The 21,986-nt window shown below is 71.9% G+C and carries 19 protein-coding genes; 7 read left to right on the forward strand and 12 right to left on the reverse strand.

The genetic code is table 11. The annotated features are described in order from the left end of the window. Position 1: 1 nt before the first annotated feature. Both KF840_08785 and KF840_08790 read right to left on the reverse strand, forming a co-directional pair. The gene (locus KF840_08785) at positions 2-2,713 is read right to left on the reverse strand and encodes a response regulator (protein ID MBX3024990.1); all 2,712 of its coding nucleotides are present in this window, start codon (positions 2,711-2,713) and stop codon (positions 2-4) included. A gap of 11 nt (positions 2,714-2,724) precedes the next feature. Next, a complete protein-coding gene (locus tag KF840_08790; protein ID MBX3024991.1) occupies positions 2,725-3,102 on the reverse strand; it encodes a hypothetical protein in 378 nt (125 codons plus the stop codon). Between the two features lie 697 nt (positions 3,103-3,799). Here KF840_08790 and KF840_08795 point away from each other — a divergent pair. Further along, positions 3,800-4,444 (forward strand): carboxymuconolactone decarboxylase family protein, encoded by a 645-nt coding sequence (locus KF840_08795; GenBank protein MBX3024992.1) that lies wholly within the window; start codon positions 3,800-3,802, stop codon positions 4,442-4,444. Positions 4,445-4,598: 154 nt separating this feature from the next. Then, complete coding sequence (locus tag KF840_08800; GenBank protein ID MBX3024993.1) at positions 4,599-4,967, forward strand: YciI family protein; 369 nt, start codon at positions 4,599-4,601, stop codon at positions 4,965-4,967. 175 nt (positions 4,968-5,142) lie between these two features. Here KF840_08800 and KF840_08805 read toward each other — a convergent pair whose 3' ends face one another. Further along, the gene (locus KF840_08805) at positions 5,143-6,255 is read right to left on the reverse strand and encodes an amidohydrolase (GenBank protein MBX3024994.1); all 1,113 of its coding nucleotides are present in this window, start codon (positions 6,253-6,255) and stop codon (positions 5,143-5,145) included. Between the two features lie 82 nt (positions 6,256-6,337). Continuing rightward, the gene (locus KF840_08810; GenBank protein ID MBX3024995.1) at positions 6,338-8,029 is read right to left on the reverse strand and encodes an amidohydrolase family protein; all 1,692 of its coding nucleotides are present in this window, start codon (positions 8,027-8,029) and stop codon (positions 6,338-6,340) included. Positions 8,030-8,367: 338 nt separating this feature from the next. Here KF840_08810 and KF840_08815 point away from each other — a divergent pair, with 338 nt between their 5' ends. Next, positions 8,368-9,393: a haloalkane dehalogenase gene (locus KF840_08815; protein MBX3024996.1), complete on the forward strand. Its 1,026-nt coding sequence runs from the start codon at positions 8,368-8,370 to the stop codon at positions 9,391-9,393. Positions 9,394-9,400: 7 nt separating this feature from the next. Here KF840_08815 and KF840_08820 read toward each other — a convergent pair whose 3' ends face one another. From KF840_08820 to KF840_08830, 3 genes are all read right to left on the reverse strand, one after another. Then, positions 9,401-10,063: a hypothetical protein gene (locus KF840_08820; GenBank protein MBX3024997.1), complete on the reverse strand. Its 663-nt coding sequence runs from the start codon at positions 10,061-10,063 to the stop codon at positions 9,401-9,403. Between the two features lie 148 nt (positions 10,064-10,211). Next, a complete protein-coding gene (locus tag KF840_08825) occupies positions 10,212-10,721 on the reverse strand; it encodes a hypothetical protein (protein ID MBX3024998.1) in 510 nt (169 codons plus the stop codon). Positions 10,722-10,933: 212 nt separating this feature from the next. Continuing rightward, positions 10,934-11,782, reverse strand: a complete 849-nt coding sequence (locus KF840_08830; protein MBX3024999.1) for an SMP-30/gluconolactonase/LRE family protein — start codon at positions 11,780-11,782, stop codon at positions 10,934-10,936. 195 nt (positions 11,783-11,977) lie between these two features. Between KF840_08830 and KF840_08835 the strand changes: the two genes are divergently transcribed. Continuing rightward, complete coding sequence (locus KF840_08835; GenBank protein ID MBX3025000.1) at positions 11,978-12,328, forward strand: hypothetical protein; 351 nt, start codon at positions 11,978-11,980, stop codon at positions 12,326-12,328. A gap of 46 nt (positions 12,329-12,374) precedes the next feature. On the opposite strand, the gene KF840_08840 is transcribed toward KF840_08835, so the two are convergent. From KF840_08840 to KF840_08860, 5 genes are all read right to left on the reverse strand, one after another. Then, entirely contained in the window at positions 12,375-12,935 is a 561-nt protein-coding gene (locus tag KF840_08840) for a Uma2 family endonuclease (protein MBX3025001.1), read from the reverse strand. Positions 12,936-13,004: 69 nt separating this feature from the next. Beyond that, positions 13,005-14,678 carry an AarF/ABC1/UbiB kinase family protein gene (locus KF840_08845; protein ID MBX3025002.1) on the reverse strand — a complete coding sequence of 558 codons (1,674 nt, stop codon included), beginning with the start codon at positions 14,676-14,678 and terminating at the stop codon, positions 13,005-13,007. A gap of 42 nt (positions 14,679-14,720) precedes the next feature. Then, positions 14,721-15,134: a nitroreductase family deazaflavin-dependent oxidoreductase gene (locus KF840_08850; protein ID MBX3025003.1), complete on the reverse strand. Its 414-nt coding sequence runs from the start codon at positions 15,132-15,134 to the stop codon at positions 14,721-14,723. 71 nt (positions 15,135-15,205) lie between these two features. Then, positions 15,206-16,351, reverse strand: coding sequence for a beta-lactamase family protein (locus tag KF840_08855; protein ID MBX3025004.1), 1,146 nt, complete (start codon positions 16,349-16,351; stop codon positions 15,206-15,208). A 68-nt stretch (positions 16,352-16,419) separates the two neighbouring features. Further along, a complete protein-coding gene (locus tag KF840_08860; protein MBX3025005.1) occupies positions 16,420-17,409 on the reverse strand; it encodes an aldo/keto reductase in 990 nt (329 codons plus the stop codon). A gap of 237 nt (positions 17,410-17,646) precedes the next feature. Between KF840_08860 and KF840_08865 the strand changes: the two genes are divergently transcribed. The 3 genes from KF840_08865 (at position 17,647) to KF840_08875 (ending at position 21,919) form a co-directional block, all read left to right on the forward strand. Next, on the forward strand, positions 17,647-17,949 hold the full coding sequence (locus KF840_08865; GenBank protein MBX3025006.1) for a cytochrome c: 303 nt from the start codon (positions 17,647-17,649) through the stop codon (positions 17,947-17,949). A gap of 22 nt (positions 17,950-17,971) precedes the next feature. Further along, positions 17,972-19,492: a NapC/NirT family cytochrome c gene (locus KF840_08870; GenBank protein ID MBX3025007.1), complete on the forward strand. Its 1,521-nt coding sequence runs from the start codon at positions 17,972-17,974 to the stop codon at positions 19,490-19,492. Between the two features lie 270 nt (positions 19,493-19,762). Beyond that, positions 19,763-21,919, forward strand: coding sequence for an OmcA/MtrC family decaheme c-type cytochrome (locus KF840_08875; protein MBX3025008.1), 2,157 nt, complete (start codon positions 19,763-19,765; stop codon positions 21,917-21,919). The last annotated feature ends 67 nt before the right edge of the window (positions 21,920-21,986 follow it).

Below are 21,986 nucleotides of genomic sequence, written 5' to 3' on the forward strand. Positions count from 1 at the left end.
GTCACCCGGCGGCGGACGATGGGGACGCGTCGTCGCCGGCGAACAGGTCGATGGTGGCGAAGAGCTGGCGCGGGTCGATCGGCTTGCTGACGTAGGCGTCCATGCCGGCGGCAAGACACCGCTCCTCGTCGCCGCGCATGGCGTGCGCGGTCATGGCGATGATCGGCACGTGCCGCTTGCTGAACCGCTCGCGGGCGCGAATGGCGCCGGTGGCCTCGAGGCCATCCATCTCGGGCATCTGCACGTCCATCAGGACGAGGTCGAACACGGCGCGCTCGTAGGCGGCGACGGTTTCGTGACCGGTGCTCGCGACGACGACGCGATGGCCGCGGCGTTCGAGCAGGCGGACGGCGAGCTTCTGGTTCACCGGGTTGTCCTCGGCGAGGAGTATGCGCAGCGAGCGCGTGGCCGGCGGGGACGGCGCGACGCCGCGCGCGGGCGAGCGAGCGGCCACTCGCGCCGCGGGCGCGCGCTCCCCTGGCGGCTCGAGGGCGGCGAGCAGGGCCCCCAGCAGATCGTCGCGCCGCACCGGTTTGCTCAGGTAGCGCCGTATGGGGTGCCGCGCCGCGTGCTCGGCCGGCGCGAGAGGGCCGGCCGAGGACAACATGATGATCGGCGGCACGGCGCAATCGGCCGCCGCGAGCATCCGCTCGATGAGGGCGAAGCCGTCCATGTCCGGCATCTGGCAGTCGAGCAGCGCCAGCCGGAACGGGCTGCCGGCTACGGTTGCCCGCCGCAGCGCGAGCAGCGCGTTGGCCCCGCTGTCGACCACCGTCGGACGCATGCGCCATGCGCGCAGCGTCTCCTGCAGGATGTGCCGATTGGTGGCGTTGTCATCGACGACGAGCACGGGAAGATCGCGGAGGTCGACCGGATCGATCGGCAGGGCCACGGCCGCCCCTGGCCCATCGACGCCGAGCGCGACGGTGAAGTGGAAGGTCGAGCCGCGTCCCGGCTCGCTGTCGACCCAGATGCGCCCGCCCATCATGTCGACCAGTTTGGCGGAGATCGCCAGCCCCAGGCCCGTGCCGCCGTAGCGCCGGGCCGTCGACCCGTCGGCCTGCTGGAAGGCGTGGAAGATGCCGGCCGCCTTGTCGGCGGGAATGCCGATGCCGGTGTCGCGAACCGAGAAGTGCAGCACCGTGCCGGCGCGATCCGGCGCGTCGGCGGGCAGGTCGCGCCACCGGTCGACCGCGACCGCCACCTCGCCGCGCTCGGTGAACTTGATCGCGTTGCCACTCAGGTTGAGCAGAATCTGCCGCAGGCGGCCGGGGTCGCCGAGCACGGCCTCGGGAACGTCCGCCGCCTGCCAACAGGTCAGCTCGAGGTCCTTCTCGTGCGCGCGCACCGCCAGCGTGCGCAGGGTGTCCTCCAGGCAGCGGCGAAGATTGAACGGCACGGTCTCGATGGTCATCTTGCCGGCCTCGATCTTGGAGAAATCGAGGATGTCGTTGATGATGGTCAGCAGCGCATCGGCCGAGGCCTTCACGGTCTGGAGATATTCGCGTTGCTCGGAGCTGAGGTCGGTGTCGAGCGCCAGGTCGGTCATGCCGATGATGCCGTTCATCGGCGTGCGGATCTCGTGGCTCATGTTGGCGACGAACTCGCTCTTGGCCCGGCTGGCCGCCTCGGCGGCATCGCGGGCCCGCTCGAGCTCCCACTGCGCCTGTTTGCGCGCCGTGATGTCCTCGACCTGCGAGACGAAGTAGTGCGGCGTGCCGTCGGCATGGCGCACCAGCGACACCCCGAGATAGATCCAGACCGCGTGCCCCTGCTTGTGCAGGTAGCGCTTCTCCATCACGTAGTGGGGGATCTCGCCGCGGATCATGCGGCCGACGTTCGCCAGGTCCCGCTCGAGATCGTCGGGGTGGGTGATCGCCTGGAAGGTCGTGGCGAGCAGCTCGGCCTGGTCGTAGCCGACGATGTCGCACAGCGCGCGGTTCACCTCGAGCCATCGGCCGTCGAGCGCGACCATCGCCATGCCGACCACGGCGTGATCGAAGGCGCCGCGGAACCGCGCCTGACTCGCCCGCAGCTCTTCTTCGCGCGCGCGCAATGCCGCCGTGCGCTCGTGCACCGTGCGCTCGATGGTCTCGTTGAGCGTTTCCAGGGCGGCCCGCTGTCCGGTCATCTGGCGCATGTCGCGAACGGCGTGCACGGAGGCGTAGATGAGGATGACGTCCTCGAAGACCACCCAGGCGGCGTACTCGGCCCAGTGCAGCGGATTGACGACGAGCGGGAGGAACGCGGACCGCGGCCAGGCGATGCCGCGGAGAAAGGAATCGGCGGCGACGACCGCGGTGGCGAGCACGAGCACCCGCCAGTCGCGGTAGAACGCGAGGAAGGCCAGCGAGCCGAAGACGTGAAAGTGGGTCTCGGTGCGTCCCCCGGTGAGATGGATCAGCAACGCCGACCACGCCATCTGGCAGACGGCGATGACGTAGCGGGTGGCGGGCCGGCCCGGTTCGGTGAGCGCCAGGATGATCGGCACCGCGCTGAATCCCGTGCCGAGCAGGATGGCCGCCCAGACGTGCGGGTGGGTGTAGTGCACGGTGCCGGCCCAGGTGTAGGGCGCCATCCACAGGATCACCGCCAGGCCGGCGATCCATTGGACCGCCATGAGGACCGCGAACATGCGGTCGGTGCGCGCGAATTGGATCTGCCGCTCCTCCGCGAACAATGCCGCGGCGCGGGCATGCTGGTCAGCCGCCACGGGGCGCCTCCTCATCCGCCCGTGTCGGGCGGCTCATCCGCGACGAGGGAACAGCCGAACACCGCCGCGGTCGATCCTTCGCTGCTCGGCCATGCTCGCAACCGCTCCGCGACGGCGCGCCGGCCGGGGTTGTCACCGGCACGGCAGCGCGCCGGCGTGATGCCGCCGCTGAACAGCAGCTCGCCGGTCGCGCCGTAGAGCATCGCCTGGCCGGAGGTGAAGGCGCCGAAGCGCGATCGCTCGCGTCCGTCGACGTCGCCGAGCACCCGGACGCCCGGGATGGCGGTCGCCGATCGCCAGAGGTCGCCATGCCACCAGTCCCGGGATTCCGTCCCCGGCGCCAGGAACAGCACCGCGACGGCGGGTCGCGGCGCTCCGGCGCGCGCCATGAGGCGTGACAACTCCTCGAGGCTGGCGCTCGAGCATGCACACTGCGGGTGCACGAACATGAGCAAGGTTGGCCGGCTGCCGGCCCGGGCAACGGCACTCCCCGCCGGCCAGTGAGCCGGCGGGCGCGCCATCCGGCCGGGGGTGGCGTCGTAGACCTGCAGACGCCACGCGACGACCCCCGCCGCCGCCAACCATAGGCAGCCGAACGCGGCCAGCGCGCGATTGCGGCGGCGCGGCGCGCGCTCGTCGGCGGGCGGCGACGCCTGCGGTGCGCTCGCGACCACGCGTTCGCGATCGTTCCCCACGGTCATGCGCGATGGCGGATTGCACGTGCTATGCCTATCTGGCGGCGCGCCAGGCGTTTTGCTGACGGGCAGACACCGGTGCCAACGCCGTGCCTGAGGCTCCGCAAACGGCGGCGCGGTGGCGCTCTCCAGGTGGCGGGGAGCCGAGCGCCGCGCAGGTGACCAGCCATGTGCCGCGGGCGTCGACCGCGGCGGATTCGCCGCGCCCGGTCCTTCCTATCCCACACGGGCTACCGGTGGACCCTCAGCGATGTGTATAGAGGCGCGACGGCGAGGACCGCCGTCATGTCGATGTGAAACGGATCAGCACGGCCGGGGCGGACGCGGCGGGCGGTCGGGGGGCAGCCTGCCGGCGCGCGCCTCCGGTGCGGCTGACGGGAGGGCCGCTGCCATGCCTCGCCTGCGCCAGGTTCCACGCGATGCCGCGCCGCCACAGGTGCAGCAGATGTACGACTTCGTCTTCGGCGCCGGTCGCGATCCGGTGGCCGAGCCCGGCACCGAGACGGGCACGCCCGGCAACTGGTGGACGGTGTTCGCGCTGGTGCCGGACGCCCTGCTGCACGCCGTCGCCGGCTTCGCCTTCTACCGCTCGCCGGCGCGGGCGCTCGATCCGAAGTTGCGCGAGCTCGGGCAGATGCGCGCCGGGTGGGCGCGCGGCAGCCAGTTCGTGTTCTCCCAGCACTGCAAGGCCGGGCGCTCGGTCGGGCTCAGCGACGAGCAGGTCGAGGCGGTGCCGGGATGGCAGACCGCCGAGGTCTTCTCGCCGCTCGAGCGCGCCGTCCTCGCCTATACCGACGCCCTCGTCCTGGACGGCGGCCGGGTGCCCGACGCCACGTTCGCCGCCCTGCGCGCCGGCGGCCTGAGCGACGAGCAGATCTTCGAGCTCACCTACATCGTCTGCACCTACGAGATGCACGCCACCATCTGCCGCGCCCTGCGCCTCGAGTACGACGACGTCGACGAGCGCGTGGTCGAGATCATCGGCGCTGACGGCGTCCGCACGCTCGACGCGATGCGACGGGTCGATCGATCCTGACCCCGAATCGGGCGCGCCGCCGTCCGTCGGCGCGGTCGTCACCGCGCGTCGCCGGAGCGGCGCCTGGCCGATGTCGATTCGCCCCGGCGACAGCCGACGCCAGGGTGGGAAGCCGTCGGGTGCCGCCGACGACAGCACACGAGCTGGAGGAACGATGAAATTCCTGTGCCTGGCCTACGAAGAGGAACGGAAGCTGACCGCGCTGAGCCAGTCCGAGTGGGACCGCCTGCGCGGCGAGACGCTGGCCTATGTAGAGGTGCTGCGGAAGAGCGGTCATCTGCTCGCCACGCATGCCCTGCAGAGCGTGCGCACCGCCGCGACGGTGCGGGTGCGCGACGGCGGGGCGTCGGTGATGGACGGGCCGTTCGCGGAGACCAAGGAGACGCTCGGCGGGTTCTTCCTCGTCGAGGCCCGCGACCGCGACGAGGCGATCGCGCTGGCGGCGCAGTGGCCGTCGGCCCGCCTCGGCAGCATCGAGGTGCGACCGATCGAGGAGGAGCTGCGCCACGATCGCCGCTACTGAGCGCGGCGCGCGCCGCGCCGGCGCCTGGATCTCGAACCGCCGAGTGACCCGCGACGTCCGCCGCGGGCGCGTAGCCGCGACGACGGCCATCGCCTCGCGCGGCGCCGCAGGGCCGTCCAGCCGTTGCCGGTCCTGGGCGATGACCATCGCAGCCGGCTCGGCGGCCGCACCGCGCTCACGCCAGCGCGGCGAGGTCGATGCCGTAGAGCTCGGCGACGTTGTCGCAGAGGATGGCGCGGCGCTGGTCCGGCGAGAGGGCGCCGGCGTGCTCGGCGAGCAGCTCCTGCGACCACGGCCAGGTCGAATCGCTGTGCGGGAAGTCGTTGGCCCACATCAGCCGGCGCCAGTTCATCAGGTCGGCGGTGCGGAAGGCGACCCAATCGTCCTGGAAGGTGGTGTAGATGTGCTCGGCGAAGTACTCCGACGGCAGCTTCGACAGCGCCTGCCCCGGCGGCAGCCAGTTGCGGTGCCGCTTGAAGGCGTGGTCCATGCGGTACATGTAGTGCGGCACCCAGCCGGCATCGGCTTCGACGCAGACGATGCGCAGCCGCGGATGGCGCTCGAACACGCCGCCCAGCACCAGCGTGCCCATGATGTCCTGGCAGCCGCGGATCACCGACAGGAAGGCGTTCATGCGCGGTCCGCGCAGCGGGGCGGTCTCGCGCGTGGTGAGGATGTGGAAGGAGAGCGGCAGGCCGGTCTCGATCGCCGCTTCCCAGAAATCGTCGTAGGCCGGCGAGTCGTAGTCCTCGACCCCGGGATGTCCCGGCATCATCACGCCGCGCAGGCCGAGCGCCTTGATCGACTGCAGATCGGCGATCCCCTCCGCCGGCGTGCGCATCGCCGTCTGGCCGCAGCCGAGCAGGCGCTCGGGATGCGCGGCGCAGTACCCGGCGATCCAGCGGTTGTAGGCCTCGCAACAGGCGCGCTTGTAGTCGAGGTCCTTGTGATTGCAGATCTGCATGCCGACCGTCGGGTAGATGATCTCGGCGGCGACGCCGTCGCGCGCCTGATCGGCGAGCCGCGCCTCGGGATCCCAGCCGCCGCGGTGCAGATCCGCGAAGCGCGTCCCCATGATGCGGATCTCCTCCGCCGGCTTGCCCGCGGCGGCGACGATGCCGAGCGGAATCGGCGTCTTCATGCCGTCGATCCAGAAGAGGTCGCCCATCTCGGTGCTCTCGATACGCGGCGCGCGCTCCCGGTACGCGGCGTCGATGTGGTCGGTGTAGGTGGTCGGGGTTTCGGTGATGTGCGAGTCGGCCGAGATGATCGGGTAGGTGGCGGTCATGTCGTACTCCCTTGGGGCAGAGGCGGGGCAGGTTCAGGGGGCCGGAATTGACCGTAACCCCTCAACCCCCTGACCCCCTCGGTCACGCTCGTCCTCCGCGCAGCAGTCTGCCCGGCAGCTTCGCATTCACATCCACGGCGTCGCGGTTCTCGGCGCGGATCACCGTGCCGTTCACGATCACGGCGCGGATGCCGTCGGCGTCGGCGACCAGGCGGTCGGCGCCGGCGGGGAAGTCGCGGACGCGGCGCAGGCGGCCGCAGGCGACGGTGCGCGGATCGAAGACCACGACATCGGCGGCCTGGCCGACGGCCAGGCGGCCGCGATCGCGGATGCCGAACACGTCGGCGGCCTGCGAGGTGAGGCGGCGCACGGCTTCTTCCAGCGACAGCACCCCCTTCTCGCGCACCCAGCGGCCGAGCAGGTCGGTGGGCGCGCCGGCATCGCAGAGCTGGCTGGCGTGGGCGCCGGCGTCGGACAGGCCGATCATGGTCGACGGATGGGTGAGCAGCTCGGCGGTGGTCCGCTCGTCGGTGTTGAGGATGGCGAGGCGGAAGCGCGCCTCGAGGTTGGTCTCCAGGGCCATGTCGAGGGCGAGGTCGACGACGTGCATGCCGCGCTCGGCGGCGACCTCGCCGGCCGGCCGCTCCTCCAGCGAGCGGTCGGGCGCGTACTCGGCGATCGCCATGGTGCGCACCGGGTCGGCGAGGCGGAAGGTGCCGGAGTCGTCGAGTCGCTCGCGCATCTGGCGGCGGAATTCCGGATCGGCGTAGAGGCGCATCTTGCCGGCGTGGTCGGCCTGCGACACCGGCTTGAACAGCGACATGCCCTCGAACGGGAACGGCGCCTTGAACTGGAACTCGAAATTGAGCGGCCGGCACGAGACCTGTGGCACCACGGCGATGCCGTCCGCCTGCATCGCCGCCGAGCGCTCGAGGATGTACGTGTGTCCGTCCGGCCCCAGCATGCCGCCGAGCAGCGCCGTCCAGCTTATCGGCTTCTTCGTGCGGCGGTTGATGTCGGCGAACTGGTCGAGGAACAGGCCGGGTCCGAGCGTCGCCTGCATGACGCCGTGCGGCACCTCGGCGAGCGTGTCGGCGAGGGCGTCGATCTCCTTCAGCTCGGCGACCCGGCTCGGCACCGGCCGGCCGGCGTAGCCGACGTGGGTGGGCGACCAGGACGTCGCGAAGCCGAGCGCGCCGGCGCGCAGTCCCTCGGCGACGATGGCGCGCATGCGCGCGATCTCCGCGTCGCTGGCGGCGCGCTCGGTGGCGTCCTCGCCCATGACGTACAGGCGCACCGCGGTGTGGCCGACCAGGGCGCCGACGTTGATCGCGGTGCCGCGCCGCTCGATGGCGTCGAGATACTCGGGAATGGTCTCGAACGGCCACTCGGCGCCGATGCCGGCGCGGATGGCGTCGATCGACATGCCCTCGACGTTCTCCAGGGTGCGCAGGATGAGCTCGCGATGCGCCGGCCGGGTGGGCGCGACGGCGAAGCCGCAGTTGCCCATCACCACCGTGGTCACGCCGTGCCAGGGCGAGATGGTGAGCATGCGGTCCCAGAACACCTGCACGTCGTAGTGCGTGTGGATGTCGACGAAGCCGGGCGCCACGACGGCGCCGTCGGCGTCGACCACCCGGGCCGCCGCGCCAGGCACCTCGCCCACCGCCGCGATCCGGCCGTCGCGCACGCCGAGGTCGCCGCGCCGCGCCGGCGCGCCCGTGCCATCGACCAGCGTGCCGCCGCGGATGAGGAGATCGTAGTGCTCGGCCATGGGGTCCTCCCGGAAGCCGTCAACACACCACAGATGGGCGAGAAGAAGAAGACTTTTCACCGCCGAGGCGCAGCGGCGCGGAGACGGCCGAATGCGAGCAGCGGCTCTCTGCGTCTCAGCGCCTCTGCGGTGAATCCGGGGATTTGCAGCGGCGCCGGGCGGCCTCTAAGTACACTCGAAAGGAGATTCCCCATGCTGAACCTGATTCGTGTGGCGGCCGTCGCCGCGTTCCTCGTGCTGCCCTTGGCGGTGCGCGCCGAGCAGCCGGCGGCGGCGCCGGCGGAGGCGGCGATGCCGTGTCCGCATGCCGATCAGGCGGGCGGCTGCTGCGGCGGTCAATGCGCCGGGATGCAGGGCAAGGCGGCCGCCGGCGCGCCCGCCGCCGCGCCGGCCCAGGGCGAGGAGGGCGGCTGCCCGTGTCAGCGCGCCGCCAGGGCCGCGGCAGCGGCCAAGGCGGCGGCCGAGCACCCGCCGGCGCAGCCGTGAGCAGCGACGCCGCCGAGCGCTACCCGAAGCAGTTCCGCGAGGTGCTCGGGGCGCGCCTGGCGTACGTCGAGGTCGGCCGCGGCGATCCGATCGTCTTCCTGCACGGCAACCCGACCTCGTCGTACCTCTGGCGCAACGTCATCCCGCACTGCGAGCGGCTCGGGCGCTGCATCGCGCCCGACCTGATCGGCATGGGCGACTCGGCGAAGCTGACCCCGAGCGGCCCGGACCGCTACCGCTTCGTCGAGCACCGGCGCTATCTCGAGGCGCTGCTCGACGCGCTCGGGGTGCGCGAGCGCGTCACCCTGGTCATCCACGATTGGGGCTCGGCGCTCGGCTTCGATTGGGCGAATCGCCATCGCGACGCGGTGCGCGGCATCGCCTACATGGAGGCGATCGTGATGCCGGTCGCCTGGGCCGACTGGCCGAAGGCCGCGACCGCCGTCTTCCAGGGGTTCCGTTCGCCGGCCGGCGAGGCGATGGTGCTCGAGCAGAACCTCTTCATCGAGCAGGTGCTGCCGGCCTCGATCCTGCGCCGCCTGAGCGATGCCGAGATGGACGCCTACCGCCGGCCGTTCCGCGAGCCGGGCGAGGGCCGGCGGCCGATGCTCACCTGGCCGCGCCAGATCCCGATCGAGGGCGAGCCGGCGGAGGTGGTCGACATCGTCCGCGCCTATGGCGACTGGCTGCGCGGCAGCCCGATCCCCAAGCTGTTCATCAACGCCGAACCCGGGGCCATCCTGCGCGGCGCGCCGCGCGACTTCTGCCGCACCTGGCCGAACCAGAGCGAGGTGACGGTGCCGGGGATCCACTTCATCCAGGAGGATTCCCCGGACGAGATCGGCACGGCGGTGGCGCGCTGGATCGAGCGGCTCTGAGGCCCACTCACCCGTAGGCGCGCCGCATCGTCTCGATGAGCTGGCGCGAGGTGACCGCCACCGGTTCGCCGTGACAGGGCGCGACCTGGGCGATGGGCAGGGCCAGCACCCGGTCGAGCGCGGCGCGCAGCGCCGTGCGGTCTCTGCGCAAGAAGCGCCAGGCGCGGCTCTGGCGCAGGCCGCCGGTGACGCCCATGAGGGCGAAGACGATGCGACTGCTCAGGTTGGCGGGCTGGCCCAGGTTGAACAGCAGGTCGGCGCACAGCAGCGTGCGCGACGGACGGTGGAAGAGCACGGTCTCGTCGACCGCGGGGGCGCCGGCGAGATGGATCGCGTCGAGCGCGTCGTCGGCAGCGAGCGGTCGCGCCGCGGGCAGGTCCGGTCGCTTGCCGGCCAGGCCGGGTGGGGCGTGGAACGTCGCCCGCGGCCAGCGCGCCAGCGCGTCGCCGGCGAAGCGATGGTGCAGGAGATTCGGCGCGACGATGCGCGAGACCGCGCCGGCCGCGTCGATCGCCGCGGCGGCGGCGGCGGCGAAGGCGATCGGCGCGTAGATCAGCAGCGAGCCATCCGCGAGACGCAGCACCGTCGAGCCGAGCGGCATGCGCGCCCCCGCCGGCAGCGGGAAGTCGGCGCCGCGGACGTACCAGATGCCATCGCCGATCGCGTCCATGCGCCGCGTCTCCAACCACGGGGTCGACGTCGCCGCAATGGCAAGCGGGTGACGCGCTGCCAGAGCGCGTCACCCGCGGGGTCGGCGATTGCCGGCGCGGTGGAGCGGACGGGGGGACGCGCCGCTCCACCGCGTTGGTGAGGGGCGGCTATTCGTCTCCGCACACCGGGCTCTCGCCGATGCGTCCGGCCGAGCAGGTTCCCTGCGCCATCGCCTCGTCGTAGGCGGTGCCGCAGCGCGTGTCGCAGCGCGCCAGGCAGGCGGCGATGGCGAAGCGCTTGCCGCCGCCGTTGGCGCAGCGGGCCTCGCACACCAGCCGGTTGGCGTGGATGCGCAGCAGCCGGGCCTCGCAGGACGACGGATCCGGCGTCGCGTCGACGCTGACGCACGGCGGCGTGCCGCTGATGCGCGCCATGGCGCTGGCCCGCCGCTGTTCGCAACGCGCCTCGCAGTCGTTGGTCGCCACCGCGGCGGCCGGGCGCGCCTGGGCGGCGGCGCGCGCGTCGCGGCGATCGCAGCGCGACAGGCACTGGAAGTACTCGCTGTCGCCGCGCAGCGTCCTCGCCTGGCAGTGCATCGCGGCGTCGTCCTGGGCCAGCGCCGCGCTGGCGCCCAGGGCGGTGAGCAGGGTGAGCAGGGTGATGGTCGGCTTCGTCATGGTCGTCTCCTCCACGTGGCGCCGTGCGGCGCGGGTTGTGCGGAGGGACCATCTCAAGCGCCGTGCCAGCACGGCGGCCGCCCCGCCTCGCTGGCCGCGGCGTCGGCGTGCGGGGAAACCCGAGAACCGACGGTTACGCTGCGAAGCGACGGAGTGTGAACAGAAGCTCACACCAGGCCGATGCTGCCGGGGAGCCCACTGGGGACGGGTCGTCAGGGCAGGCCGGCGCCGGGGACGTCGACGGTGGTGATCTCGATGGCGCCGGTGCGCGGGTTGCGGGAGCGTTCCGGGTGATCGCTGGCGGAGGTGGCGATGAACAGCGTCCGGCGATCCGGGCCGCCCAGCATGCACGCGTAGGCGTGGGTGGAGACGGCGACGCGGTCGAGCACGCGGCCGCCGGCGGCGATGCGGACGCACTCGTCGCTGACCGGCGAGGCGTACCAGATGGCGCCCTCGGCATCGAGGCAGCAGCCGTCGGGCGTGCCGTTCTCGCAGCGCGCCCACTCGCGCCGGTTGGTGAGGGAGCCGTCGGGCTGAATGTCGAAGGCGGTGAAGCGGGCGGCGAAGGACTCGCCGACGATCAGGGTGCGGCCGTCGGGCGTGATCACCGTGCCATTGGGGAAGGCCAGATCGTCGGCGACGACGCGGGCGCGGCCGTCGGGCTCGACCAGGATCAGCTCGGCGGGGCGGTACTCGAAGCTGTCGACGTGCAGGTCGAAGCCGAAGTTGCCGATGTAGGCCCGGCCGGCGGCGTCGACCACCATGTCGTTGCAGTGCCAGCTCGCCAGGCCGCTGAGATCGGCGACCACCACCAACTCGCGGCCATCGAGGCGGAGCAGGCGGCGGTCGACCATCGAGACCACCAGCAGATGACCGTCGGGCGTCCAGCCGAGTCCCGACGGCCGCTGCGGCACCTCGACGATCACCTCGGCGCGGCCGTCGAGGTCGAGGGCGATCACCTTGTGGTCGTGCATGTCCGAGAACCACAGCCGCCCCTCGTGCCAGCGCGGCCCTTCGCCGAAACAGAGGCCGCCGAGCAGAACCTTCGTCGCGTGCGCCATGCCCGGTGTGTCCCATGGATCGCGCCCGGACGCCAAGGGGCGAGGACCGGAATCGCGCCGTGTGACGAGCGCGGGGACTGCGACGTCGGCTCGCCCAGTCGGCTCGCCCAGTCGGCTCGCCCAGGAAGCGGCGGCGCATCGATTCGTCGAACGGAAGGCCTCGAGAAAGGAGCGCGACATGCCGGCGAAGAGGTGGTGGGTCGGGTCGCGGTGCAGGGCGAGGCCGGCCGCCTCGTCGGTCATCACCTGACACGGGCGCGGGTGGCCGATGCGCAGCGGGCCGGCGATGCCCGGCAGCAGGTGGTGGTCGCCGGCGGCGCGCACCGGGTCGTGGAGGGCGAGTGCCTGCAGCGCGACCACGCCCCAGGGCGCGATTCACTCGCCGCGCACGTGGTCGCGATAGGCGGTCGTCTTCTCGAGCACCAGCACCGCGTGTCCGGCGCCCGCCAGCGCCGTCGCCAGGGCGCCGCCGCCGCCGATGACGATGTCGAAGCGTTCGTCCCTGCGGCCCCAATCCGCCGCGGCGGACGTCGTCGTCAGCCCTGACAGGGCGGGCGGCCCGCCAGCAGCGCAGTTCGGCCCGTCGCGACCATCACGGAAACAGATCGTCGACCGCGACCGCGGCGGGCACCCCGACCATACGCAGCGTGTCTCCTCGCCGCGCGATCGTCCCATCCGTGTACACGCGCTGCCCCACGTCCGGGTCCCGGAATACCTCGACGCACTCGTCGCGCAGGTTGAGGATCCAGTATTCGGGCACGCCGGCGCCGGCATAGACGCGCGACTTGGAGAGGCGGTCCTGCTTGAGCGAGGAGCTCGATACCTCGACGACCAGCAGCGCGGCTGTCGGATGCGCAGCGGCATAGTCGCGCAGGGTGCCGGGAACGACCGCCACATCCGGTTCGGGCACCGAGAACGGGCTGGCGATGAACGGCTGCTGCATCCGTATCGCGCCGCGACCGCCAACCGCGCGGTCGATGGCGCGCGCCGCCAGTGAGATCCCGGTGGCGTGCGGGGGATCCATGGGCGGCTCGGCGACGATGACGCCGTCGAGCAATTCGACCCGATCATCCTCGTCGAGGATCCCGCGCCGCACCAGCTCGAAGTACTGCGCGACGGTATACCCGTCGCGGCCCTGCTGCGCGTCCACCATGGGGGCGCAGTAGCACGCCGCCGTGGATCGGCCAATCTTCCGGGCGCTCTCCGGGCTCGCGGCGCGGTCTCACGTGCGCCGCAACAGTTTCAACAGCGCCGCCACCTGCAGCGGGCGGCCGCGGCCGAGCACGTGCCACCAGAGCAGCGCCGTCCAGCCGCCGGCGGCGAGCACGATGCAGAGGACGCCGAGCACGCCGCGCAGGTCGAAGCGGAGGGCGGGCGGCAGCAGCAGCGCGGCGCAGATCGACAGCGCGGCGGCGAAGCCGGTGAGCGAGAGGCGGCTGGCGAGCTGGTGGATGCGCAGCGGCAGCTCGTCGAGCGCCGGCGAGACGGCGCGGATCTGCAGGTGGCCGCTCTCGACGTCGTGCAGCAGTTGCTCGAGCGGCATGGGGAGCCCGCGCAGCAGGCTGCTGACGTCGGTGGCGCCGGTCATCGCCTCGCTGAGCAGGCGCGCCGGCGACCAGCGGCCGGTCACCAGCCGCTCGACCACCGGCTGGGCGATCGCCACCAGGTCGATGCGCGGATGCCAGGTGCGGATGATGCCCTCGAGCGTCGCCGTCGCCTTGGTGAGGATCGCGTACTCGGGCGCCAGCTTGATGCGGAAGCGGTTGGCGGCGGCGGCGAACGCCTCGGCGAAGCCGCGCGAATCCATCTCCTCGAGCGACGCGCCGCCGAGATAGGCGGCGCGCAGGCGCGCCACCTCGGCGCGCAGCTCGCCGAGGTTCACGCGTTGCGTCGAGGTGCCCATGCGCAGCAGGACGCGGGCGATGGTGGCGTCGTCGCCGAGGAGGACGGCGAGGATCAGCGTCACCAGGTCCTCGCGCTGCGCCGGCTCGAGCCGACCGGCGAGGCCGAAGTCGATCAGGCAGACGCGGCCCCCGCCGTCGACCAGCACGTTGCCGGGGTGCGGGTCGCCGTGGAAGAAGCCGTCGACGAACACCTGCCTGACCGCCGCGTGGACCAGCTCCTCGACCACGTGGTGGGCCTCCGGCCCGTCGGGCTCGAGGGCGCGCAGCGAGCGCCCGGGAAACAGCTCCATCGTCAGCACGGTGCGGCAGCTCAGCTCGCGGAAGGGTTGCGGCACGACGATGGCGCGGGTCGGATCGAGCAGCGCCCGCGCCTGTTCGAGGTTCTCGAGCTCGGAGGTGAAGTCGAGCTCGCGCAGGAGTCCCTTCTCGAATTCGGCGATGACTTCGGAGACGGCGGCGAGCTGCATCTCGTCGATCGCCGTCTCGAGGGCGCGGGCCGCCAGGTAGAGCAGGTCGAGGTCGCCGCGCAGCACGCGCTCGATGCCGGGGCGCTGCACCTTCACCACCAGCGGTCGGCCGTCGCGCGCCGTGGCGCGGTGCGTCTGGGCGATCGACGCCGTGCCGAGCGGCCGTTCCTCGACGGCGAACAGCTCGGTCAGCGGGCGGCCGAGGCCGGCTTCGATCACTTCGCGGACGGCGGCGAACGGCACCTCCGGGGCGCTGTCCTGCAGCGACTCGAGGGCGGCGATGTAGTCGGCCGGCAGGAGGTCGCGGCGGATCGACAGCACCTGGCCGAGCTTGATGAACGTCGGCCCGAGGTCGGCGAGCAGTTGCGCGAAGCGGACGGCCGGGCTGCGCGGATCCGCTCCGGCGTCGTGGCCGCGGCCGACCAGCGCGCCGAAGCCGTGACGCGCCAGGGTCGCCGTGACCTGGGTCAGCCGCTCGATGTCGCGCGCCGCGATCCGCAGCAGCGAGTCGCCGCTCTCAGCCATGCCGGCTCCCTCTGACGCAGCCGGGGGCCGGGGGGCAAGCGCTCAGCGCGGGCGGAGGAGGACGACCGGGATGTCGCGTTTCGTCCCCGCCTGGTACTCGGCGTAGCCCGGCCACTCCTTGACCATCAGCGGCCACACCCGCTGCTTGTCGGCTGCCGAACCGGTGCGGGCGGTGACCGGGATCACCGTGTCCCGAACCTGGATGTCGACATCGGGGTTGGCGACCAGGTTCTTGTACCAGCCCGGGTGCTCCGGCGCGCCGCCCTTGGAGGCGACGATCACGTAGTCGGCGCCGTCGCGCCCGTAGATGAGCGGCACCTTGCGCACCGCGCCGGTCTTGCGGCCGCGGGCGTGCAGGATCAGCACGCTGGTGCCGTTCCAGTCGTGACCGACCTTGCCGCCGGTCGCTTCGTACTGCGCGACGTGCTCGTCACCGAACAGGCTGTAGTCAGGCATGGGCGGACTCTGCCACGTCCGCCGAGCACACGCCACCGCGCGGCCGCCCGCCGCTGGATGCCGCCGCTGCCCTACAGCGCGGCGTAGAAGGCCTGGACGATGGGAAAGGCGCGGTTGTCGCCGGCGGTGCCGGGGGTCATCTTGTTCATCACGTAGGCCCAGCTCGCGGCGGCGTCGAGATCGGCGAAGCCGAGCGAGCCGCCCCAACCGCCGTGCCCGAAGGTGCGCGGATTCGGCGAAACCGGCAGGGTCGGGCTGTTGAGCATGAAGCCGAGGCCCCAGCGGATCGGGAAGCCGAGCACCAGGTCCTGCTGGTAGATCTGCTCGCGGATGGCGCCCTCGATGGTGGAGCGCGACAGCAGGCGAACCCCGTCGAGCGCGCCGCCGCACGCCAGCACGGCCATGAGGCGGGCCACGGAGCGGGCGTTGCCGTGGCCGTTGGCGGCGGGGATCTCGGCCCGGCGCCAGGCGGGCAGGTTGGCGACCTCGGGGCGCATGGGCGGGTTGCCCATCACCGCGGCCATCAGCGAATCGGGCGGCGGCGGCGCGGCGCCGTTGGCCGCGCGCTCCGCCTCGCTGGGGGGAATCATCTCGGCGACGCGGTGGTCCGCGCTCGCCGGCAGGCCGACGTGGAAATCGGCGCCGAGCGGCGCCGCGATCTCCTGGCGCAGAAAGGCGCCCAGCGTGCGCCCGCTGATGCGGCGCACCAGCTCGCCCACCAGATAGCCGTAGGTCAGGGCGTGATAGCCGCTGGCGCTCCCGGGCTCCCACCATGGCGTCTCGGCGGCGAGCGCCGCGGTCATGACCTCCCAGTCGAAGAACGACTCCGCCGTCAGGCGGGCGCGCAACGCCGCCAACCCGGCGCTGTGGCTCAGGAGCTGGCGCGGCGTGATGGCCGCCTTGCCGTTGGCCGCGAACTCGGGCCAGTAGCGCGCCACCGGGGCGTCGACATCGAGCTCGCCGCGGTCGACGAGCAGGTGCGCGCACAGCGCCGTCACCGCCTTGGTGGTGGAGAAGACGTTGACGATGGTGTCGCGCTGCCACGGTCGGGTGCGCGCCGCATCGGCGTCGCCGGCCCACAGATCGACCACCGACTCGCCGCCGAGCGTCGCGGCGAAGGACGCGCCGACCTCGCGCCCGGCGGCGAAGTTGGCGGCGAAAGCGTCGCGCACGCCGGCGAAGGCCGGCGCGCAGGTGCCGTGGATCTCGACCGTCATCGCTGCATCGAGAGCACAGACGCGCGGCGATGGGAATCGCCGGCCGGCGCCGGCGAGGCCGCCGCGCCTCAGCGGTTGACGAAGCGCATCATCGCTTCGGGGTAGCGCGGGCCGGCGGCGGCGCCGCGCGGGGCGATGCGCTCGATCTCGGCGCGCTCGGACTCGGTCAGCGTCACCGCGAGCGCCCCGAGGTTCTCCTCCAGGTAGGCGCGGCGCTTGGTGCCCGGGATGGTGACGATGTCGTCGCCCTGCGCCAGCACCCAGGCCAGCGCGAGCTGCGAGGGCGAACACTGCTTCGCCGTGGCCATGGCGCGGATGCGGTCGACCAGCGCCAGGTTGCGGACGAAGTTGTCGCCCTGGAAGCGGGGCGAGAAGCGCCGGTAGTCGGTCTCCTCGAGATCCTCGAAGCGGGTGATCTGGCCGGTGAGGAAGCCGCGGCCGAGCGGGCTGTAGGCGACGAAGCCGATGCCGAGCTCACGGCAGGTGGCGAGGATCTCGTCCTCCGGGTCGCGGCTCCACAGCGAGTACTCGCTCTGCAGGGCGGTGATCGGATGTACCGCGCAGGCGCGGCGCAGGCTCTCGGCGCCCGCTTCGGAGAGGCCGAGGTAGCGGACCTTGCCCTGCCGCACCAGCTCGGCCATGGCACCGACCGTGTCCTCGATCGGCGTCTCGGGATCGACGCGATGCTGGTAGTAGAGGTCGATGACGTCGACGCCGAGGCGCCGCAGGCTCGCCTCGCACGCCTGGCGGACGTAGTCGGGGTTGCCGTTGATGCCGCGGATCATCGGGTGGGTGGGATCGCGGACGATGCCGAACTTGGTCGCCAGCACGACCTCGTGGCGCCGGCCGCGGATCGCTCTTCCCACCAACTGCTCGTTGGTGTGCGGTCCGTACATGTCGGCGGTGTCGAGGAAGGTGCAGCCGAGATCGAGGGCGCGATGGATCGTCGCCACCGCCTCGGCCTCGTCGGTGGCGCCGTAGAACTCCGACATCCCCATGCAGCCGAGCCCGATGGCCGACACCCGGAGATCGCTCCTGCCCAGTGGTCGCGTCCGCATGCGCGTCACCATACCCTCCGCCGCCGCCGGCTGGTAGGCGAGCGGATCGCGGCGGGCGCCCGATGCGAATCCGTCCGGCCGCGGAGAGGCGCCCCGCTGTCGGAGCGCGGCAGGTACGGCGGCACCTCGACGCGAGGCGATTGCAGTCGGCCGCCATTTTTTTCTATCAGGGCGTGGCGTCGACTGTTCCGGGCAGTCGAACGCTTGATGCCCACGTGATCGAGCGAGGAGGGTCCGATGCGAGGATTGGTGTTGGTTGTCCTGCTGGTAGGAATGGCGGCGCCGGCGTTCGCGGCCGTCGACGCGCAGGAGCTGTACAACAAGAAGTGCAAGGTGTGTCACGAGCTCAACGGCGTGGCGGGCCCGAAGGCGAAGGTGGGCGGCAAGCTCGACGGCGTCGGCGCCAAGCACGACGAGGCGTGGTTCCGCGCCTACTTCGCCGACCCCAAGTCGAAGATCCCCGATTCCAAGATGAAGAAGATCAACCTCTCGCCGGAGGAGTGGGACGCGATGGTGCAGTTCATGTTGCAGCAGAAGTGAGGCGACGACCGGGGGACAGCGCGTGAAGCTGCCACCGCTCGTCCACAATCGCCTCAGCTACGCCGGCGCCGCGATCGCGCTGCTGTCGCTGACGGCGATCGTCTTTCTCTTCATCCTCAACACCCTGGCCGGCGGCGAGGCGCCGTACGCCGGCCTGGTGATCTTCATCTTCCTGCCGGCGGTCCTGCTGTTCGGGCTGGTTCTCATCCCGATCGGCATGTGGCGCGAGCGTCGCCACTGGCAGCGCACGGGAGCGTTTTCGATCCCGCGCTTCCCGGTGCTCGACCTCAACAACCCGCGCGAGCGCAACGCCGCGCTCATCTTCGTCGTCGGCTCGGTGGTGCTCCTGTTTCTGACCGTCTTCGGCAGCTTCAAGGCCTACGAGGCGACCGAGTCCGTCGCCTTCTGCGGCTCGACCTGTCACACGGTGATGGAACCGGAGAAGGTCGCGCACCAGCGTTCGCCGCACGCCCGCGTCCGCTGCGTCGAGTGTCACGTCGGTCCCGGGGCGGAGTGGTATCTCAAGTCGAAGGTCACCGGCGCGCACCAGCTCTGGGCGGTGGCGACCGACAGCTACCCGCGCCCGATCCCGGTGCCGATCGAGAGCCTGCGGCCGGCGCGCGAGACCTGCGAGCACTGCCACTGGCCGGGGCAGCACGCCGACGTGCAGCGGCTGAAGACGCGGGTGGCCTACCTACCCGACGAGGCGAACACGCGCTGGGAGATCAGCCTGCTGGTCAACGTCGGCGGCGGGTCGCTGACCGAGCAGGGGGTGGGCATCCACTGGCACCTCAATCCCGAGAACCGGGTCGAGTACATCGCCGCCGACCCGGGTCGGCAGACGATCCCCTGGGTGCGGGTCACCGACCTGCGCACCGGAAAGGTCAGCGAGTACAACAGCACCGACGAGCCGTTGTCGGCCGAGCAGATCGCCGCCGGGCCGGTGCGGGTGATGGACTGCCTCGACTGCCACAACCGGCCCAGCCACCGCTTCGAGCCGCCGGACATGGCGGTCGACCAGGCGATCCTCGCCGGCGGCATCGATCCGGCCCTGCCCGGGATCAAGGCGGTCGGAACCGAGCTGCTGGGCGCCGACTACGCTTCGGTGGCCGAGGCCGAGGCGGCGATCGACAGCGGCCTGCGTGCGCACTACGCCGAGAACGATCCGGCGGCGCTCAGTGCGCACGGACCGGCGCTGCAGCAGGCGGCGGTGGCGCTGAAGGCGGCCTACCGCGCCAACTTCTTCCCGGCGATGAAGGCGAACTGGAGCGCCTACCCGGACAACGCCGGTCACTTCCGCTGGCCGGGCTGCGTCCGCTGCCACGACGGTTTGCATGAAACCGCAGACGGCGAGAGCATCGAGTCAGAATGCACCACGTGTCACGTGATCACCGCCCAGGGCAAAGCCGGGGCGCTGCAGCGGTCGAGCGGCGCCGAGGGGCTCGCTTTCGCGCACCCGCCGATCAAGGACCTGGAAGACGCGTGGCAGGACACCCCATGCACCGACTGCCACGGGAGCTCGGGATCGGGCGAGGGCTCGTGACGTCGTTCGCATTCCGCGAGCGCCATCAGATGGCTTCCGAAGGGTGGGAAAATGCAGGCCGGCCCTAGCGACCGGCGCGGAGAATCTCTAGGAGCCGCGTGCCAGCACGACTTTTGCGTCAGCCAGCGCGGGGACCGGCGCCACCGGCGGCGGCCCGCTAGTAAACGGTGGAGGGGAACCGTGACACAGACATCTTCGGCCCCAGGGCGAGCGCCAGCGGGAATCGCGGCGCGATCGATCTCGGCCGGCGCGCGAGTCTCGGCGCTGGCGGTGCTGGCCGTCGCGCTGACCGCCGGCTGCGGCGGCGGCGGCGGTGGTGGCAAGGCCCAGCCGACGGCCACCCCCACTGGGGTCCCGACCGCCGTGCCCACCCAACCGGCGCCGATCGCCGGTGCCGGTCTGCAGAGCGACATCACGGGGGTGCAGATCAGCGGCGGCCGCATCGTCGCGACCTTCACGCTCACGGACGATGCCGGCGTCCCGATCACGCCGCTGCTGACCAACGCCCCGAACAGCCAGGCGGCGCGGGTGCGGTTCACCTCCGCGCACATCGAGACCTACGAGGGCGGCGGCGAGCTCCGCACCGAGTTCTCGCGTTACGTGAACGACCTCGATCCGGTGCGGCCGAAGTACGACAGCAACGGCACGCTGGAGACGGTCGACCGCGCGGCGGGCGTCTATCGCTACACCTTTGCCAAGGTCCTGCCCGCCGACGCGGACCTGAACACCACGTACAGCATCGGCCTCCAGGTCGATCGGACCTACGCGGGCGTTTCGCTGTCGGCCAATCCCATCTTCGACCTCGTGCCCGCTGGCGGCACGCCGCAGATCCGCGAGGCGGTCGTCACGGCGCAGTGCAACCAGTGCCACAATCCGCTCATCGCCCACGGCAATCGCCGCGAGGTGCGGCTGTGCACGCTCTGCCACACCCAGGCGGCGACCGACGAGAAGGGCACGAGCATCGACCTGTCGGTGATGGTCCACAAGATCCACGCCGGCAAGGATCTGCCCTCGGTCGCCGACGGTCCGCCGGGGAGCCGGTACGCGATCTACAGCAGCTTCGCGCGCGCCTACCAGGTGTTCGCCGAGAAGGACGAGGACGGCCGGGTGACCGGCGTCGGCTTCCCGCGGCCGCTCAACGACTGCGCCAACTGCCACACCGGCGGCGCCACGTCGCACTACGCGACCGACCGTCCGGCGGCGGCGCCGTGCACCTCGTGCCACGACGATGTCAACCCGTCGCAGGTCGCCACCGCCGCCGGTCCGCCGGGGACCAATCACATCCAGAACCGCGGCTTCCCCGACGGCGACTGCCAGTTCTGCCACCTGAAGGACCAGACGGCGGAGTTCGACATCTCGGTGCCGGGAGCCCACCTCATCCCCGAGCAGTCGACGCAGCTTCAGGGCCTGAACATCGACATCGCCGGGCTCGCCAGCCACGGACCCGGCGAGAAGCCGGTCGTCAGCTTCAAGATCAGCAACAACGCCGGCGAGGCGCTGCGCGATCTCTCCGGTCTCAACCGCCTCGCCTTCACCCTGGCCGGACCGACCCGCGAATACACCTCGGTACTGGGCGCCACCGCGGTCGGCGGCGGCGCCGGCGGCATGCTCAGCGGGCCGGCCGCCGATGGGAGCTTCCAGTACACGCTGCCGGTGGCGGTGCCGGCCGACGCCAGCGGCACCTGGTCGCTCGGCGCCGAAGCGCGCCGCTCCGTCACCCTGGCGGCACCGGAGGGGGCGACGCGCAGCGTCAACGAAGCCGCGGTGAACCCGGTGGTGACGTTCTCGGTCGGCGCGCAGGCGCCCGAGGTGCGGCGCGTGGTCGTCGAGGACGCGCAGTGCGAGAGCTGCCACGGCGAATTCTCGAAGGGCTTCTCGATCCACGGCAACCTGCGCAACCAGATGCAGTACTGCGTGCTCTGCCACAACCCGAACGCCAGCGACGTCGCGCGCCGCCGCAACGATCCGGCGGCGGTGGCGGCCGGCGACGCGGTGGCGTCGATCGACTTCAAGTACATGATCCACAAGATCCACACCGGCGACGAGCTGGCGCACACGCCCTACGTCATCTACGGCTTCGGCGCGCCGCCGGCGAACTACACCGCGATCGACTTCTCCGACGTGCGTTTCCCCGGCGATCGCCGCGACTGCCAGACCTGTCACGCCGCCGGCACGAACCTGATCCCGCCGTTCCCGGGGCACGCCCTCGGCACCCAGCTCGGTCATCTCGACCCGGCGACCGGCCAGTTGATCGTCGACGGACGCCTCGGGCCGATCACCTCCGCGTGCACCTCGTGCCACGACAGCGATGCCGCGATGGCGCACGCCGAGACGCAGACCGGGAGCAGCGGCGAGGCGTGCGAGGTCTGCCACGCCGAGGGCCGCGACGTCGCCGTCTCCGCGGCGCACGTACGCAACGTGCAGTGAGCTACCGGTTCGGCAGAGGATGATGCTATAGGGGCGCCGGCCGCGCTGGGGAGCGCGGCCGGCGTCG

The sequence above is a fragment of the bacterium genome, assembly GCA_019637795.1.
In the GTDB taxonomy this organism is placed as follows: domain Bacteria; phylum Desulfobacterota; class Binatia; order HRBIN30; family CADEER01; genus JAHBUY01.

Bases quoted from the DNA above. Each gene is read 5' to 3' on its own strand.
- KF840_08850 (MBX3025003.1), bottom strand. From the start codon at position 15,134: ATGCCTGACTACAGCCTGTTCGGTGACGAGCACGTCGCGCAGTACGAA.
- KF840_08830 (MBX3024999.1), bottom strand. From the start codon at position 11,782: ATGGCGCACGCGACGAAGGTTCTGCTCGGCGGCCTCTGTTTCGGCGAA.
- KF840_08855 (MBX3025004.1), bottom strand. From the start codon at position 16,351: ATGACGGTCGAGATCCACGGCACCTGCGCGCCGGCCTTCGCCGGCGTG.
- KF840_08860 (MBX3025005.1), bottom strand. From the start codon at position 17,409: ATGCGGACGCGACCACTGGGCAGGAGCGATCTCCGGGTGTCGGCCATC.
- KF840_08805 (MBX3024994.1), bottom strand. From the start codon at position 6,255: ATGACCGCCACCTACCCGATCATCTCGGCCGACTCGCACATCACCGAA.
- KF840_08825 (MBX3024998.1), bottom strand. From the start codon at position 10,721: ATGACGAAGCCGACCATCACCCTGCTCACCCTGCTCACCGCCCTGGGC.
- KF840_08795 (MBX3024992.1), top strand. From the start codon at position 3,800: ATGCCTCGCCTGCGCCAGGTTCCACGCGATGCCGCGCCGCCACAGGTG.
- KF840_08790 (MBX3024991.1), bottom strand. From the start codon at position 3,102: ATGGCGCGCGCCGGAGCGCCGCGACCCGCCGTCGCGGTGCTGTTCCTG.
- KF840_08815 (MBX3024996.1), top strand. From the start codon at position 8,368: ATGCGCCGGGATGCAGGGCAAGGCGGCCGCCGGCGCGCCCGCCGCCGC.
- KF840_08810 (MBX3024995.1), bottom strand. From the start codon at position 8,029: ATGGCCGAGCACTACGATCTCCTCATCCGCGGCGGCACGCTGGTCGAT.
- KF840_08840 (MBX3025001.1), bottom strand. From the start codon at position 12,935: ATGGTGGACGCGCAGCAGGGCCGCGACGGGTATACCGTCGCGCAGTAC.
- KF840_08820 (MBX3024997.1), bottom strand. From the start codon at position 10,063: ATGGACGCGATCGGCGATGGCATCTGGTACGTCCGCGGCGCCGACTTC.
- KF840_08865 (MBX3025006.1), top strand. From the start codon at position 17,647: ATGCGAGGATTGGTGTTGGTTGTCCTGCTGGTAGGAATGGCGGCGCCG.
- KF840_08800 (MBX3024993.1), top strand. From the start codon at position 4,599: ATGAAATTCCTGTGCCTGGCCTACGAAGAGGAACGGAAGCTGACCGCG.
- KF840_08845 (MBX3025002.1), bottom strand. From the start codon at position 14,678: ATGGCTGAGAGCGGCGACTCGCTGCTGCGGATCGCGGCGCGCGACATC.